This is a genomic window from Aquabacterium sp. (assembly GCF_035476535.1).
Classification (GTDB): domain Bacteria; phylum Pseudomonadota; class Gammaproteobacteria; order Burkholderiales; family Burkholderiaceae_C; genus Pseudaquabacterium.
The window spans coordinates 37,985-51,219 of the sequence record NZ_DATILJ010000172.1; the positions used below are offsets into that span (position 1 = coordinate 37,985).

Here is a 13,235-nt window from a genome sequence, read left to right on the forward strand (position 1 = left end):
CGCGAAGCACGGTGGAGAAACTGGGATGAAGCGCACTCGATTCATGCTGGCACGCCTGGCCCAGGGCATTGGCGCCTTGCTGGTCATCGCGATCGTCAACTTCCTGCTGATCCGCGCGGCGCCGGGCGACCCGGTGTCGGTGCTGGCAGGCGAAGCGGGCGCCTCCGATGCGCAGTTCGTGGCCCAGCTGCGCAGTCAGTTCGGGCTGGACAAGCCCTTGCCGCAGCAGCTGGCCACCTATGTCGGCAAGGTGGTTCAGCTGGACCTGGGCTTCTCCTACCGCCAGCAGCAGCCCGTGCTCACGCTGATCGCCGACCGGCTGCCGGCGACGCTACTGCTCACCGGCACGGCTTTCGTGCTGTCGCTGCTGCTCGGCATCACGCTGGGGGCGCTGTCGGCGCGGCATGCCGGCAGCTGGGTCGACCGCGCGATCAGCATCGTCTCGCTGGTCTTCTACGCCACGCCGCTGTACTGGCTGGCGCTGATGGCGGTGCTGCTGTTCACCGTGCAGCTGCAGTGGCTGCCCGGCTTCGGCTACACGACGGTGGGCGCCGGCCTCGGCGGCGCGGCGCTGGTGCTGGACATCGCCAGGCACCTGGTGCTGCCGGCGCTGACGCTGGCCTTGTTCTACATGGCCGTCTACGCGCGCATGACACGGGCCACGATGCTCGAAGTGATGCAGATGGATTTCGTCAAGACCGCCCGCGCCAAGGGCGTGCGGCCCGGCCGCATCCTGCGTGCGCACGTGCTGCGCAATGCGCTGCTGCCGGTGGTCACGCTGGCCGGCATCCAGGCCGGCGGCATGATCGGCGGCGCCGTGCTCACCGAGACCGTGTTCGCCTGGCCCGGCATCGGACGGCTGATGTTCGATGCACTGCTGCAGCGCGACTACAACCTGCTGCTCGGCGCCTTCCTCGTGACAGCCACGCTGGCGGTGCTGTTCAACCTGATCACCGACCTCGTCTACACGCTGGTCGACCCGCGGATCGAATTGACATGACGAGCTCGTTCTGGCGGCGCTTCAGCCGCAACAAGGGTGCCGTGGCCGGGCTGCTGGTGCTGCTGCTGGCCACGCTGGTGGCCTTGGCCGGACCCTGGCTCGCCAGCAACGACCCGTGGAACATGGTGGAGCGACCGTTCCTGCCGCCGCTGCAGGAGTCCGGCCTGCCGATGGGCACCGACACGCTGGGCCGCGACATCCTCTCGGGCCTGATCCACGGCGCGCGCATCTCGCTGCTGATCGGCCTGGTCTCGACGATCGCATCGCTGCTGATCGGCGTCACGCTGGGCGCCGTGGCCGGTTACTTCGGCGGTTGGGTGGATGCCGCGCTGATGCGCTTCACCGAGCTGTTCCAGGCAGTGCCGAGCTTCGCGCTGGCCATCGTGCTGGTGGCGATCTTCCAGCCCAGCGCGCAGTCCATCGTCGCGGCCATCGCACTCGTCTCCTGGCCGCCGGTGGCGCGCCTGGTGCGCAGCGAGTTCCTCACGCTGCGCCAGCGTGAGTTCGTGCAGGCCGCGCTGCTGGCCGGCCAGTCGACGCCGCGCATCATCCTGACGCAGATCCTGCCGAACGCCGCCTCGCCGATCGTCGTGATGGGCTCGTTGATGGTGGCCACCGCGATCCTGCTCGAATCGAGCCTGAGCTTCCTGGGCCTCGGCGATCCCAACCAGATGAGCTGGGGCTACATGGTCGGCTCGGCCCGCACCGTGCTGCTGCAGGCCTGGTGGATGGCCGTGTTCCCGGGGCTCGCGATCGTGCTCACCGTGCTGGCGCTGAACCTGGTCGGCGAAGGGCTCAACGACGGCCTCAATGCACGGCTGGACGGGAGGCAGCAATGAACGCCCCGATGAGCCCCGCAGCAGCGCAGCCTGTGCTGGAGGTGCAAGGCCTGAGCATCGCGCTGCCGCCCGGCGCGGACCGCCCGCTCGCCGTCACGCAAGCCTCGCTGGTGCTGATGCCGGGCCAGACACTGTGCGTCGTCGGCGAATCGGGCTCGGGCAAGTCGATGATCGCCAATGCGCTGATGGGCCTGCTGCCGCCGCGGGTCGCGCCGGTGGCCGGCCGCATCCTGTTCGAAGGGCGGGACCTGCTGCAACTGGACGAAGAGCAGATGCGCGAACTGCGCGGGCGCCGCATCGGCATGGTGTTCCAGGAGCCGATGACGGCGCTGAACCCGCTGATGCGCATCGGCGAGCAGATCGGCGAGGTGTTCGATGCCCACGTCACGCTACCCGCCGCGGAGAAGCGGCGCCGCATCGTCGCGGCGCTGGCCGACGTGGGCCTGCCCGAGCCCGAGCTGCTGGTCGACAGCTACCCGTTCCGGCTGTCCGGCGGGCAGCGCCAGCGCGTGATGATCGCCTGCGCGCTGGCGCTCGAGCCGCGCTTGCTGATCGCCGACGAGCCAACCACCGCGCTCGACGTCACGACGCAGGCGCAGATCCTGCAGCTGATGCGCGAGCTGCAGCAGCGCCGCGGCACGGCCGTGCTGTTCATCACGCACGACTTCGGCGTCGTCTCCGAGATCGCCGACCAGGTGGTGGTGATGCAGGCCGGCGCGGTGGTCGAATCGGGTCCCGCGCAGCAGGTGCTGGCCCGGCCGCAGCATGCCTACACGCGCCAGCTGATCGCCGCGATCCCGCAGGGCCGGATGCGCAGCGCGCTGCCCTCGGAAGACTTGCACCGCGTGCTGCAGGTGCAGGACCTGTGCAAGACCTACGTCTCCGGCGGCGGGCTGTTCCGGCGCGGCCGCACGGTGCAGGCGGCCAGCGACGTCAACTTCGAACTGCGGCGCGGCGAGACGCTGGGCCTGGTCGGCGAGTCCGGTTCGGGCAAGTCCACCGTCGGCCGCTGCATCGTCGGGCTCAACGAGTTCAACAGCGGCCGCATCCTGTTCCAGGGCCGCCCGCTGCTGTCCGGCAATCGCTTCCGCAGCCAGGCGCACGGCAAGATCCAGATGGTGTTCCAGGATCCCTATGCCTCGCTGAACCCGCGCCACCGCATCGGCCCGGCGATCGCGGCCGGGCCGATCGCCCAGGGGGTGCCCAAGGCCAAAGCCATGGCCACGGCGATCGAGCTGCTGGGGCTGGTGGGCCTGGGCGCGGAAGCCGCGGACCGCTTCCCGCACGAGTTCTCCGGCGGCCAGCGCCAGCGCATCGGCATCGCCCGCGCGCTGGCGCTGCAGCCCGAGTTGCTGGTGGCCGACGAGCCGGTCTCGGCACTGGACGTCTCGGTGCAGGCCCAGGTGCTGGCGCTGTTCGCCCAGGTGCGCGAACGCTTCCAGCTGGCGATGGTGTTCATCACCCACGACCTGCGCGTGGCCGGCGAGATGTGCGACCACATCGCGGTGATGCAGCGCGGGCGCATCGTCGAATACGGCGAGACGACGCGCGTGCTGGCGAATCCGCAGCATGCCTACACGCGCACGCTGATCGACGCGGTGCCGCGGCTGGCCGCCACACCGCCGGCCATCGCCCTGGCCGGCGCATGAGCGCGCCGGGCCACCCCAAGGGCGAATACCGAAGTGCGCAGCACGAAGGTACAAAAGTGAGCGCGCCGGGCCGTCCGAAGACCTGAGTTCGACATCATGCTGCAGACTCCTGACCCCATGAACGATCCCGGCACCGCGTCCTTCGCCACCATCGAGGCCTCCGACCTGGTGGCCGAGGTCGAAGCCCAGCTGATCCGCGCCATCGTCGCCGGGCAGCTGCCGCCCGGCAGCCGCATCGTCGAGGCCGACATCGCCCGCCGCATGTCGGTCAGCCGCGCGCCTGTGCGTGAGGCAGCGCGGCGGCTGGAGCGCCAGGGCGTATTGGTGTCGAAGCCGCGCCATGGCTTCGCGGTGCGCACCATCAGCGCCAAGGAAGTCGACGACCTGTTCCAGGTACGGCTCCACCTCGAGCTGATGGCCGCGTCGCTCGCCTGCGAGCATGCCAGCGACGCCCAGCTCGGGCACCTGCTGGCGCGCGTCGATGTGATGGTGGGACAGGCCGACCGGCTGACGCGCGCCGAGCGGGTGGCGCTGGACCTGGCCTTCCATTCCTGCGTCTGCGAGATCTCAGGTAACAGCTATTTGCAGCGGCTGTTCTCCAACATGCAGACCGAGGTGCGCATGATGCTGGCGCTGAACGAAGAGGTCAGCCGCGACCCGAAGTTCGTCGCCGAATCGCACCGCCCGATCGCCGAGGCCATCGTCCGGCGCGACGTGGCTGGCGCGTCGCAGGCGCTGCGTCTGCATCTGGAAGAAGCGCGCGTGCATGTGCGCGCGCTGTTCATGTCCGCCGGAGCCGCCACGCCATGAAGATCGTCTACAGCCCCGACCACGAGGGCCACGACCCGCAGCAGTTCCTCGTGCGCGGGCGCTTGAAGCGCAGCAACGAACAGCCGGAACGCGCCTTCCGGCTGCTGGCCGCGGCACGCGCAGGGGGCCACGAGATCGTGTCGCCGGCCGACCACGGGCCTGAACCGCGCGCGGCGATCCACACACCGCAGTACCTGCGCTTCCTCGAGACGGCTTGGCAGCGCTGGCAGGACCTCGGTGACGCCTCCGACGAAGTGATGCCCAACATCCACCCTTTCCCCGGCCAGCCCTGCAGCTACCCGGACAGCGTGGTCGGCCAGGCCGGCTTCCACATGGGCGACAACGCCTGTGCCATCGGCCGGCACACCTGGCGGGCCGCGACCCAATCGGCCCATGTCGCGACACATGCCGCGCAGCTGGTGAGCGATGGCGAACGCGCAGCCTATGCGCTGTGCCGCCCGCCCGGCCACCATGCCTATGCCGACCGCGCCAACGGCTTCTGCTACCTGAACAACGCCGCCATCGCCGCGCAGCACCTGCGCCGGCGCCATGCGCGCGTGGCCATCCTGGACATCGACGTACACCACGGCAACGGCACGCAAGGCATCTTCTGGCGGCGCAGCGATGTGCTGACGATCTCGCTGCATGGCGACCCGCGCGTCTTCACGCCGTTCTTCACCGGCCATGCGCACGAGCGCGGCGAAGGCGACGGCCTGGGCTACAACATCAACCGGCCGCTGCCGCGCGGCACCGGCGACGAGGCCTACCTGGGCGTGCTGCGCGAGGCCTGCGCGGATCTGCGCGCCTTCGCGCCCGGCGCGCTGGTGGTGGCGCTGGGCCTGGACGCTCACGAGAAAGACCCCTACCAGGCACTGGCGATCACGACGCCCGGATTTGCGCGCATCGCGGCAGAGATAGCCCGCCTGGCCTTGCCCACGGTGCTGGTGCAGGAGGGGGGCTATCTGTCGGACGACCTGGGGCCCAACCTCAGCAGTGCGCTGCAGGGCTTCGAGCGCGGCGCATGAAGCTTGTCGATGCATTTCCTGAGGCCGCGGTCCTGAGCGCTGCCGCGGCGCCGGTGCCCATGGCCTGGGCCGCATCGCTGCTGCGCGAGCGCTACGGCCTCGCCGGCCCGCTGACGCCGCTGAGCGGCGAACGCGACGCGAACTTCCTGCTGCACGCAGCGGACGCCAAGCAGGCCACGCCGCGCCAGTACATGCTGAAAGTGTCGCACCCGCTCGAGACGCCGCGCGTGGCCGACTTCCAGACGCAGGCATTGCTGCACATCGCCGCCAGGGACCCGGCGCTGCCGGTGCAGCGCATCGTGCCGACCGTGGACGGACGCCCCTCTTTCGACGCTGAGGCGCCCGATGGCGCGCGGCGCGTGGTGCGCCTGTTCAGCTACCTGCCGGGCCTGCCGATGCCGCAGGCCCGCCGCTCTGCGGCGCAGCGCGCCAACGTGGCGCGCACACTGGCGCGGCTGGATCGTGCGTTGGCCAACCTGCGGCATCCGGCCGGCGAGTTGGAGCTGCCTTGGGACATCCAGCGCGCCGAGCGCGTGCACGGCCTGCTGGCCCACGTGCATGACCCGGCGCGCCGCGCACTGGCCGAACGCGCGCTCGACGGCTTCGTGCTGCGCGCCAAGCCGCTGCTGAGCGGCCTGCGCCGCCAGCCCATCCACAACGACTTCAACATCTACAACCTGCTGGTCGACGCGCAGGATCACGAGCACATCGCCGGCATCCTGGATTTCGGCGACATGGTGCAGGCCCCGCTGATCGACGACCTGGCGGTGGCCGCGTCCTACCAGATCGAAGAAGACGGCGATGCGCTGGCGGCCATCGTGCAGTTCGCGGCGGCCTACCATGCGCTGCTGCCGCTGCAGCCGGCCGAGCTCGACCTGCTGCTCGACCTGGTGCGCGCGCGCCTGGTGATGGTGGTGGCCATCAGCGGCTGGCGCGCCGCGCGCCAGCCCGACAACGCCGCCTACCTGCTGCGCAACAACGCAGTGTCCTGGGCCCGCCTGCAGGCCTGCGATGCCATTGGCGCTGACGAGGCACGCGCAGTCCTGCGCCGGGCCTGCGCCACGGCCTGAGGAACCCGACGATGACGACCTCCCCGACCCCTTCGGCCACCGAGCTGTTGGCCCGCCGCGCGCGCGTGCTCGGGCCGGCCTATCGCCTGTTCTACGAGGAGCCGGTGCACCTGGTGCGCGGCGAGGGCGTCTGGCTCCACGCCGCCGACGGCACGCGCTACCTCGATGCCTACAACAACGTGGCCTCGGTAGGGCACAGCCATCCGCACGTGGTGCAGGCCATCGCCCGGCAGGCGGCGCAGCTGAACACCCATACGCGCTATCTACACGAGGACATTCTGAGTTACGCCGAACGCCTGCTGGCAACGATGCCGCCGGCGCTGGGTCACGCGATGTTCACCTGCACCGGCAGCGAGGCCAACGACCTGGCGCTGCGCATCGCCCGCTCGCACACGCAGGCCACCGGCCTGATCGTCACCGAGTTCGCGTACCACGGCGTCACTGCGGCCCTGGCCGAGGCCTCGCCCTCGCTGGGCCACCACGTGACGCTGGGCGCGCATGTGCGCACTGTCCGGGCACCCGACAGCTACCGCATCGCGCCCGAACGCCTGGGCGCCGTGTTTGCCGACGGCGTGCGCGCCGCCATCGACGACCTGCAGGCGCATGGCCTGCGCCCGGCCGCGCTGCTGGTCGACACGGTGTTCTCCAGCGACGGCATCTTCACGCACCCGCCGGGCTTCTTGACTGAGGCCGTGCAGGCCCTGCGCGACGCGGGCGGGCTGTTCATCGCCGACGAGGTGCAGCCCGGGCTGGGTCGCACCGGCGAGGCGCTGTGGGGCTTCCAGCGACATGGCCTGGTGCCCGACATCGTGACGCTGGGCAAGCCCATGGGCAACGGCCATCCGCTGGCCGGGCTGGCGGTGCAGCCGCCGGTGCTCGAGGCCTTCGCGCGCGAATGCCGCTACTTCAACACCTTCGGCGGCAACCCGGTGTCGGTCGCCGCCGGCATGGCGGTGCTGGATGTCATCGAGCGCGAGGACCTCGTCGCCAACGCGCAGCGCGTCGGGCGGCATCTCCGGGAGCAGCTCTCGGCACTCGCGCGCCGGCATGCGCTGATCGGCGACGTGCGCGGCAGCGGCCTGTTCGTCGCTGTCGAGTTCGTCGGCGATCGTGAGGCACGCACGCCGGCGAGCGCCGAAACCACCCGCATCGTCAACGGACTGCGCGACCGCGGCGTGCTGGCCGGCGCCACCGGGCCGCAGGCCAACGTGCTGAAGCTGCGGCCGCCGCTGGTGTTTTCCACGACCAACGCCGACCTGCTGGTGGCGGCCCTGGACGAAACCCTGACGGCGGTGGCGAGCGGCGGCCGCTGAATCGAATCCGGCCCGTGGATTCGTGCACACGCGCGGCGGCCGGGCCACCGATGCCGCGGCCTCTTTCGATGGACGCGTCGGTAACATCGCGTGACGGTCTGCCGGGCTTGGGCTCGCAGGTTTCAACGTCGAGAGGGAGCGCCCAGCGTGACAGATACCTATCGTGGACGTGTGCTGGGCCGATGGGCCGGCGGCGCCGTCTTGCCCGGTTCTGGCGACATCGCATCGAGTGCCGCCGCGTACCTGAAGTCGGACCTGCTGAAACAGATTCAGCAAGCGTATTTCCAGGACACCACGGACTACGACAAGAAGAGTGACATCGCGGAGAACGACGCGCTGCAGGCCATCCGCTATGCCCGATCGAAGAAGCTGACGAAGTCGCACCGCAAGGGTGTGCTGGGCGCCGTGAAGGTGGCCGGCTTCGTGGTCGGCGCCGCGACCGGCGCCACGCTGGGATCCGTCGTGCCGGTGGCCGGCACGGTGGCGGGTGGTGCGATCGGCGCCGTTGGGGTGTCGACGGTGGTCGGTGGCGGCGCTTTCACGCTGGACCACCTGAAGAGAAAGACCAAAGGCTTCTACAAATACCTGCGCGGCACACGCGGCGAACATCGCCACCAGTGCGCTCACGCGCTGCTCTACTGCCATGGACATCTGGACTCGGCAGACCCCAAGCAGAAGGCCGCCACCGAGGCCCTCGTCGCGATCCTGGAGGACGAGTACGCCGAAGTGATGGCGATGCCCGAGGCCCAGCGGCTTGAGCGGCTTGCAGATCGCTTGAAGTCGAACTGAGGGCCGCTACCGCCGAGCGGTGCAGGATTTCCGCGCGGGCGCCCCGCGCGTCATGTCAAAAGGAGTAAACGCTTTGCCGAACCCGGATATCTCGACCATCCACACCATGGGCGACAAGAAGAAAGCGCTCGCCCTCACTGGGCAGGCGCTGAAGCCCTACTGCGTGGCGAACTACAGCCAGGACGCGGCGATCACCAAAGCACTCGGCGCCGGTTCGGACGTGAAAGGCGGCGTCTGCCTTGCGCTGTCCATGCATTGGATGCGCACGCACCAGAACAGCCGCAACACACCCCGCTTCGGCGACGTCGGGCTGCTCAACAGCCAGCAGGTGCTGGTCGCGGCACGGAACATTCAACTCGCCTACCAAGGCAGCAAGGGACGGGCCGGCGGCCAGGGCGAGGAGGCGTCGCAGCAGGCGGGCATCGCCTTCGCCTGCAAGCTGTTCGGCATGTCGATGGTCGGGGCGCTGGCCAAACATGCCATGAGCGACGATGGGCTGCGCTCGAAGCTGCGCCAGGTTCATCGCTACCATGTGATCGCGATGACCGGCTTCGGGATCGGACACGCCATCGCCGCCTACATGTCCTCGGGCAAGATCTTCGGGCTTTCGCGGCACGTCTATATCTTCGATCCCAACATCGGCGAACTGAAGATTCCCGAGAGCGAGCTGGCCTACGTGCTGCAGGCCCTGACCGGGCGCTACAAGCTGCTGGGCTCGAACTTCACCGGCTGCTACCTGGCCGAGATCAAGCCCTGAGGGGTTTCGGGCTGGGCGCGGACAAGCCGCTACGCTGCCAGCCGCGGGCAACGCGCCAGCGCGGCCGCCAGCAGATCCCGGTCCAGCGGCTTGACGAGGTAATCGTCCATGCCGGCGTCGCGGCAGGCCTGCTGCTCGTCGGCCTCCACGCTGGCCGTCAACGCAATGATGCGCGGGCGGGTGGCAGCCGGCCATTCCTGACGGATGCGCTGCGTGGCTTCGATGCCGCCCATCACGGGCATCTTCACATCCATCAGCACCACATCGAAGGTCTCGCGCCGCAGCGCATCCAGGGCCTCGGCGCCGTTGGTTGCCACGCCGAAGCTGTGGCCCAGCAGATCGCCGAGCACGAAGGTCATCAGCGCGACATTGAGCTCGTTGTCGTCGGCGACCAGGATGCGCAGCGGCACCGCCTGGGCGGCGGCCGCCGACGCTGACGTTGCCTGATTGCTATCCCTCATGTTTCCTTGGTAGGCCGTGTTGGACTTGAACCAACGACCAAAGGATTATGAGTCCTCTGCTCTGACCAACTGAGCTAACGGCCCGCTGCATGTTGCGGCGGCGATTGTAGGTGGCGGGCCAGGCTCAGCACGCCGTCGCGCACGGCATCGAGCGCGCGGCCGACCGGACCCTTCACCTGATCGCTGACGCGGTGCCATTGCAGCGGCGCGCGGCCCAGCACCACCAGGCAGGCGCTGCGCAGCGCCGAGACGTTCACCGTGCCGGCTGCCTTGATGGTGTGCACGTGGCCGGCATCGACCATCACATCCTCCGGCTGGCCATCGACCGTGACCCACAGCGTGCCGCAATCGCTGCGCAGCCGGTCGCCGGCTTGCAGCTCCAGCGCGATCAGGTCGTGCTGGCTCAGCGCCATCGAGGTGTGCAGTGGCAGCGCCTTGCCGGAAACCACTCTGAGATGCGTGTTGTTCATGATCGGGCTCCAGATGGATTGACGATGGCTGTATTTCAGCCGAGGATGGCTCTCAAATCCAACGACTAATTCGCCTGGTTCGCATGCGCCCAGCTCATGGATAACCCGCTCGCCCGCCTGCCCTCGCTGGACTTGCTGCGTGGCTTCGTTGCGGTGGCACGACGCGGCAGCGTCACGCAGGCGGCGGCAGACCTGTTCCTGACGCAATCGGCGATCAGCCGGCAGATCCGCGGCCTGGAGGAGCATTTGGGACTGCCGCTGTTCCACCGCCGGCACCGCGCACTGGAACTCACGGCGGACGGTGAACGGCTGTTCCGCCTGGCCGATGCCTGGTTGACGCAATTGGGCGAACACCTGGAATCGCTGCGGCAGCGCGCCACCGAACACCCGGTGACACTGACCTCGACGATCGGCCTGATCTCGCTGTGGCTCTTGCCGCGGCTGGGCGACTTCCAGGCGGCGCAGCCTGGCGTGGATGTGCGGGTGTCCGCCGGCAACCGGGCGGTCGACCTGGAGCGTGAAGCGGTGGATGTCGCGATGCGCTACGGCCCGGCCGAGCGTGCGCCGGAGGGCGCGGTGCGCCTGTTCGACGAAGAGATCGTGGCCGTGGCCAGTCCCTCGCTCGGCCTGCTGCCTGAACTCGAGCGCAACGACTTCAGCCGCCTCACGCTGCTGGAATACGACGAGCTGGCACGGCCGTGGCTGCGCTGGGCCGACTGGGCCGCGCCGCTGGGCATCAAGCAGCTGAAACCCCGCGCGCGCCTGGGCTTCAACCAGTACGACCAGGTGATCTTCGCGGCGCTCGCCGGCCACGGCCTGGCGCTGGGGCGCTGGCCACTGGTGGCGCAGCAGGTGGCCGATGGGCGGCTGGTCGCCCTGCGCACCATCGGCCACCCGATGGCCGCTGACTTTGCGTATTGGCTGATCCAGCGTCGCGGCGGGGACACACCGGCCCGCCAGCAGCTGATTCAGTGGCTGTGCGACGAGGCCGCGCGCACGCGTGCGCTGCGCGCCACGCTGGGCTGACCACCGGCAGACCACCGCATCACTTCGGCGTCGACAGCGCGTTGCTGACCAGCCGCGACGTGATGTCCACCAGCTGGATCATGCGTTCGTAGGCCATGCGGGTCGGCCCGATCACGCCCAGCGTGCCGACCACCTGGCCGTTGACCTCATAGGGCGCCGACACCACCGACAGCTCCTCGTACGGCACCACGCCGGATTCACCACCGATGTAGATGCGCACGCCCTCGGCGCGGCTGGAGTTTTCCAGCAGGCGCATCAGCTCGGTCTTCTGCTCGAACAGGTTGAACATCTTGCGCAGCGAGCCCAGGTCATGGCCAAAGTCTTCCACGCCCAGCAGGTTGCGCTCGCCGGAGACCACCACTTGCTCGGTGTTTTCGCTCAAGGCATCGCTGCCGGCCTGCACCGCGGCCTTCATCAGCTGCGCGATCTCGTCGCGCAGCGAATCGATCTCGCCGCGCAGCCGCAGCCGCACCTCGTCGATGCCCAGACCCATGTAATGCGCGTTCAACAGGTTGGTGGCCTCGATCAGCTCGCTTTGAGAATAGTCGCGCTGCGTGAAGATCACGCGGTTCTGCACGTCGCCATCGGTCGAGACCAGGATCACCAGCACGCGCTTGTCGCCCAGGCGCAGGAACTCGATGTGCTGGAACACGCTGGCCCGCTTGGGCGAGGTGACCACGCCGACGAACTGCGACAGGTTCGACAGCAGCAGCGCGGCCTGGGCGATCACCCGCTGGGGCTGGTCAGGGCGCAGCTGTTCACGCACACCGGCCATGTCCGGCGGCGCATGGTGGATGTCGATCGGCCGTGCGGTCAGCATGGTGTCGACGAAAACGCGGTAGCCGCGCGGTGTGGGGATGCGTCCGGCCGAGGTGTGCGGGCTGGCGATCAGGCCCAGGTCTTCGAGGTCGGCCATCACATTGCGGATGGTCGCCGGCGACAACTCCAGCCCCGACGCGCGGGACAGGGTTCGCGAGCCTACCGGCTGGCCGTCGGCAATGTAGCGTTCGACCAGGGTTTTCAGCAGGCTGCGGGCGCGCTCGTCCATGGTGATTTTCATTGTACGGACAGCAGCCGCACTGTCATCGTTGACAGGCCTTCACGACACAGCGCTGTGGTGTAATCCGCCGCATTCCCTCCCCTCCTCTATGGCCCGACGTTTTCATCACGCCGCGCTGGTCGGCAAGTACCAGGCCGACGGTATCCGTCCGGTGCTGGAGGAGATCGCTCAGTTCCTGGTGCGTGAGGGACTGGAAGTCTCGTTCGAACACCAGACCGCGCTGAACACCGGCGTCACCGACTACGACGGGCTCACGCCCGAGCAGATCGGTGCGCGCTGCGACGTGGCGGTGGTGGTTGGCGGCGACGGCACGATGCTCGGTTTCGCGCGCGGCCTGGCCCGCTACGACCTGCCGCTGATCGGCATCAACCAGGGGCGGCTGGGCTTCATCACCGATGTGGCGATCGGCCAGTTCCGCGAAGCGCTGGCGCCGATGCTGGCCGGCGACTTCGAGGAAGAGCACCGCACGATGCTGGAGAGCGAAGTCTGGCGCGACGACGAATGCATCTTCGAAGGCCTGTCGATGAACGACGTGGTGGTCAGCCGCGGCGCCACCGCCGGCATGGTCGAACTGCGGGTGGACAGCGGCGACGAGTTCATCGCCAACATCCGCGCCGATGGCCTGATCGTCGCGTCGCCGACCGGCTCCACCGCGTATTCGCTGTCGGCCGGCGGACCGCTGCTGCACCCGGGCATCGCCGGCTGGGTGCTGGTGCCGATCGCCTCGCACACCATGTCCAACCGGCCGATCGTGCTGCCCGACGACCGTGAAGTGCGCATCACCGTGGTCGCCGGGCGCGACGCCTCGGCCAACTTCGACATGCAGCGCCTGGCCAGCCTGCTGCACGGCGATCAGGTGCGGGTGCAGCGCTCGGCCCACAAGGTGCGCTTCCTGCACCCACGCGGCTGGAGCTACTACGCCACCTTGCGCCGCAAGCTGCGCTGGTACGAGGGAGTCGTCTAGGC

At 69.1% G+C, this 13,235-nt stretch carries 14 protein-coding genes and 1 tRNA gene; 11 read left to right on the forward strand and 4 right to left on the reverse strand.

Annotated elements, in window-relative coordinates; genetic code table 11:
• The first annotated feature begins 25 nt into the window (after nt 1–25).
• From VLK61_RS16780 to VLK61_RS16820, 9 genes are all read left to right on the forward strand, one after another.
• Nucleotides 26–1,000 carry an ABC transporter permease gene (locus tag VLK61_RS16780; protein ID WP_325422757.1) on the forward strand — a complete coding sequence of 325 codons (975 nt, stop codon included), beginning with the start codon at nt 26–28 and terminating at the stop codon, nt 998–1,000.
• Nucleotides 997–1,839, forward strand: a complete 843-nt coding sequence (locus tag VLK61_RS16785; protein WP_325422758.1) for an ABC transporter permease — start codon at nt 997–999, stop codon at nt 1,837–1,839. The genes VLK61_RS16780 and VLK61_RS16785 overlap by 4 nt, the downstream gene beginning before the upstream one ends.
• Complete coding sequence (locus tag VLK61_RS16790; RefSeq protein WP_325422759.1) at nt 1,836–3,488, forward strand: ABC transporter ATP-binding protein; 1,653 nt, start codon at nt 1,836–1,838, stop codon at nt 3,486–3,488. The genes VLK61_RS16785 and VLK61_RS16790 overlap by 4 nt, the downstream gene beginning before the upstream one ends.
• Before the next feature lie 117 nt (nt 3,489–3,605).
• Nucleotides 3,606–4,298 carry a GntR family transcriptional regulator gene (locus VLK61_RS16795; protein WP_325422760.1) on the forward strand — a complete coding sequence of 231 codons (693 nt, stop codon included), beginning with the start codon at nt 3,606–3,608 and terminating at the stop codon, nt 4,296–4,298.
• A complete protein-coding gene (locus tag VLK61_RS16800) occupies nt 4,295–5,323 on the forward strand; it encodes a histone deacetylase family protein (protein WP_325422761.1) in 1,029 nt (342 codons plus the stop codon). The genes VLK61_RS16795 and VLK61_RS16800 overlap by 4 nt, the downstream gene beginning before the upstream one ends.
• On the forward strand, nt 5,320–6,393 hold the full coding sequence (locus VLK61_RS16805; protein ID WP_325422762.1) for a phosphotransferase: 1,074 nt from the start codon (nt 5,320–5,322) through the stop codon (nt 6,391–6,393). The genes VLK61_RS16800 and VLK61_RS16805 overlap by 4 nt, the downstream gene beginning before the upstream one ends.
• A gap of 11 nt (nt 6,394–6,404) precedes the next feature.
• Nucleotides 6,405–7,706, forward strand: a complete 1,302-nt coding sequence (locus tag VLK61_RS16810) for an aspartate aminotransferase family protein (RefSeq protein WP_325422763.1) — start codon at nt 6,405–6,407, stop codon at nt 7,704–7,706.
• 147 nt (nt 7,707–7,853) lie between these two features.
• Nucleotides 7,854–8,495, forward strand: a complete 642-nt coding sequence (locus VLK61_RS16815) for a hypothetical protein (protein WP_325422764.1) — start codon at nt 7,854–7,856, stop codon at nt 8,493–8,495.
• A gap of 73 nt (nt 8,496–8,568) precedes the next feature.
• Nucleotides 8,569–9,252 (forward strand): YopT-type cysteine protease domain-containing protein, encoded by a 684-nt coding sequence (locus VLK61_RS16820; RefSeq protein ID WP_325422765.1) that lies wholly within the window; start codon nt 8,569–8,571, stop codon nt 9,250–9,252.
• A gap of 29 nt (nt 9,253–9,281) precedes the next feature.
• Here the strand turns inward: VLK61_RS16820 and VLK61_RS16825 are convergent, their stop codons facing one another.
• The 3 genes from VLK61_RS16825 to VLK61_RS16835 all read right to left on the reverse strand — a co-directional run bounded on the left by VLK61_RS16825 (nt 9,282) and on the right by VLK61_RS16835 (nt 10,183).
• Nucleotides 9,282–9,713 carry a response regulator gene (locus VLK61_RS16825; protein WP_325422766.1) on the reverse strand — a complete coding sequence of 144 codons (432 nt, stop codon included), beginning with the start codon at nt 9,711–9,713 and terminating at the stop codon, nt 9,282–9,284.
• 7 nt (nt 9,714–9,720) lie between these two features.
• A tRNA-Ile gene (locus VLK61_RS16830) sits at nt 9,721–9,797 on the reverse strand.
• A complete protein-coding gene (locus VLK61_RS16835) occupies nt 9,788–10,183 on the reverse strand; it encodes a DUF2917 domain-containing protein (RefSeq protein ID WP_325422767.1) in 396 nt (131 codons plus the stop codon). Before VLK61_RS16835 ends, VLK61_RS16830 begins: the two co-directional genes overlap by 10 nt.
• Nucleotides 10,184–10,279: 96 nt before the next feature.
• Here VLK61_RS16835 and VLK61_RS16840 point away from each other — a divergent pair, with 96 nt between their 5' ends.
• Entirely contained in the window at nt 10,280–11,209 is a 930-nt protein-coding gene (locus VLK61_RS16840; protein WP_325422768.1) for a LysR substrate-binding domain-containing protein, read from the forward strand.
• 19 nt (nt 11,210–11,228) lie between these two features.
• Here VLK61_RS16840 and hrcA read toward each other — a convergent pair whose 3' ends face one another.
• Entirely contained in the window at nt 11,229–12,257 is a 1,029-nt protein-coding gene (hrcA, locus tag VLK61_RS16845) for a heat-inducible transcriptional repressor HrcA (RefSeq protein ID WP_325422769.1), read from the reverse strand.
• Between the two features lie 100 nt (nt 12,258–12,357).
• Here hrcA and VLK61_RS16850 point away from each other — a divergent pair, with 100 nt between their 5' ends.
• Nucleotides 12,358–13,233 carry an NAD kinase gene (locus VLK61_RS16850; RefSeq protein ID WP_325422770.1) on the forward strand — a complete coding sequence of 292 codons (876 nt, stop codon included), beginning with the start codon at nt 12,358–12,360 and terminating at the stop codon, nt 13,231–13,233.
• Nucleotides 13,234–13,235: the final 2 nt, after the last annotated feature.

Coding starts and splice junctions, on each gene's coding strand:
- VLK61_RS16780 (WP_325422757.1), top strand. CDS start 26: ATGAAGCGCACTCGATTCATGCTGGCACGCCTGGCCCAGGGCATTGGC.
- VLK61_RS16805 (WP_325422762.1), top strand. CDS start 5,320: ATGAAGCTTGTCGATGCATTTCCTGAGGCCGCGGTCCTGAGCGCTGCC.
- hrcA (WP_325422769.1), bottom strand. CDS start 12,257: ATGGACGAGCGCGCCCGCAGCCTGCTGAAAACCCTGGTCGAACGCTAC.
- VLK61_RS16790 (WP_325422759.1), top strand. CDS start 1,836: ATGAACGCCCCGATGAGCCCCGCAGCAGCGCAGCCTGTGCTGGAGGTG.
- VLK61_RS16840 (WP_325422768.1), top strand. CDS start 10,280: ATGGATAACCCGCTCGCCCGCCTGCCCTCGCTGGACTTGCTGCGTGGC.
- VLK61_RS16795 (WP_325422760.1), top strand. CDS start 3,606: ATGAACGATCCCGGCACCGCGTCCTTCGCCACCATCGAGGCCTCCGAC.
- VLK61_RS16810 (WP_325422763.1), top strand. CDS start 6,405: ATGACGACCTCCCCGACCCCTTCGGCCACCGAGCTGTTGGCCCGCCGC.
- VLK61_RS16800 (WP_325422761.1), top strand. CDS start 4,295: ATGAAGATCGTCTACAGCCCCGACCACGAGGGCCACGACCCGCAGCAG.
- VLK61_RS16785 (WP_325422758.1), top strand. CDS start 997: ATGACGAGCTCGTTCTGGCGGCGCTTCAGCCGCAACAAGGGTGCCGTG.
- VLK61_RS16835 (WP_325422767.1), bottom strand. CDS start 10,183: ATGAACAACACGCATCTCAGAGTGGTTTCCGGCAAGGCGCTGCCACTG.
- VLK61_RS16850 (WP_325422770.1), top strand. CDS start 12,358: ATGGCCCGACGTTTTCATCACGCCGCGCTGGTCGGCAAGTACCAGGCC.
- VLK61_RS16825 (WP_325422766.1), bottom strand. CDS start 9,713: ATGAGGGATAGCAATCAGGCAACGTCAGCGTCGGCGGCCGCCGCCCAG.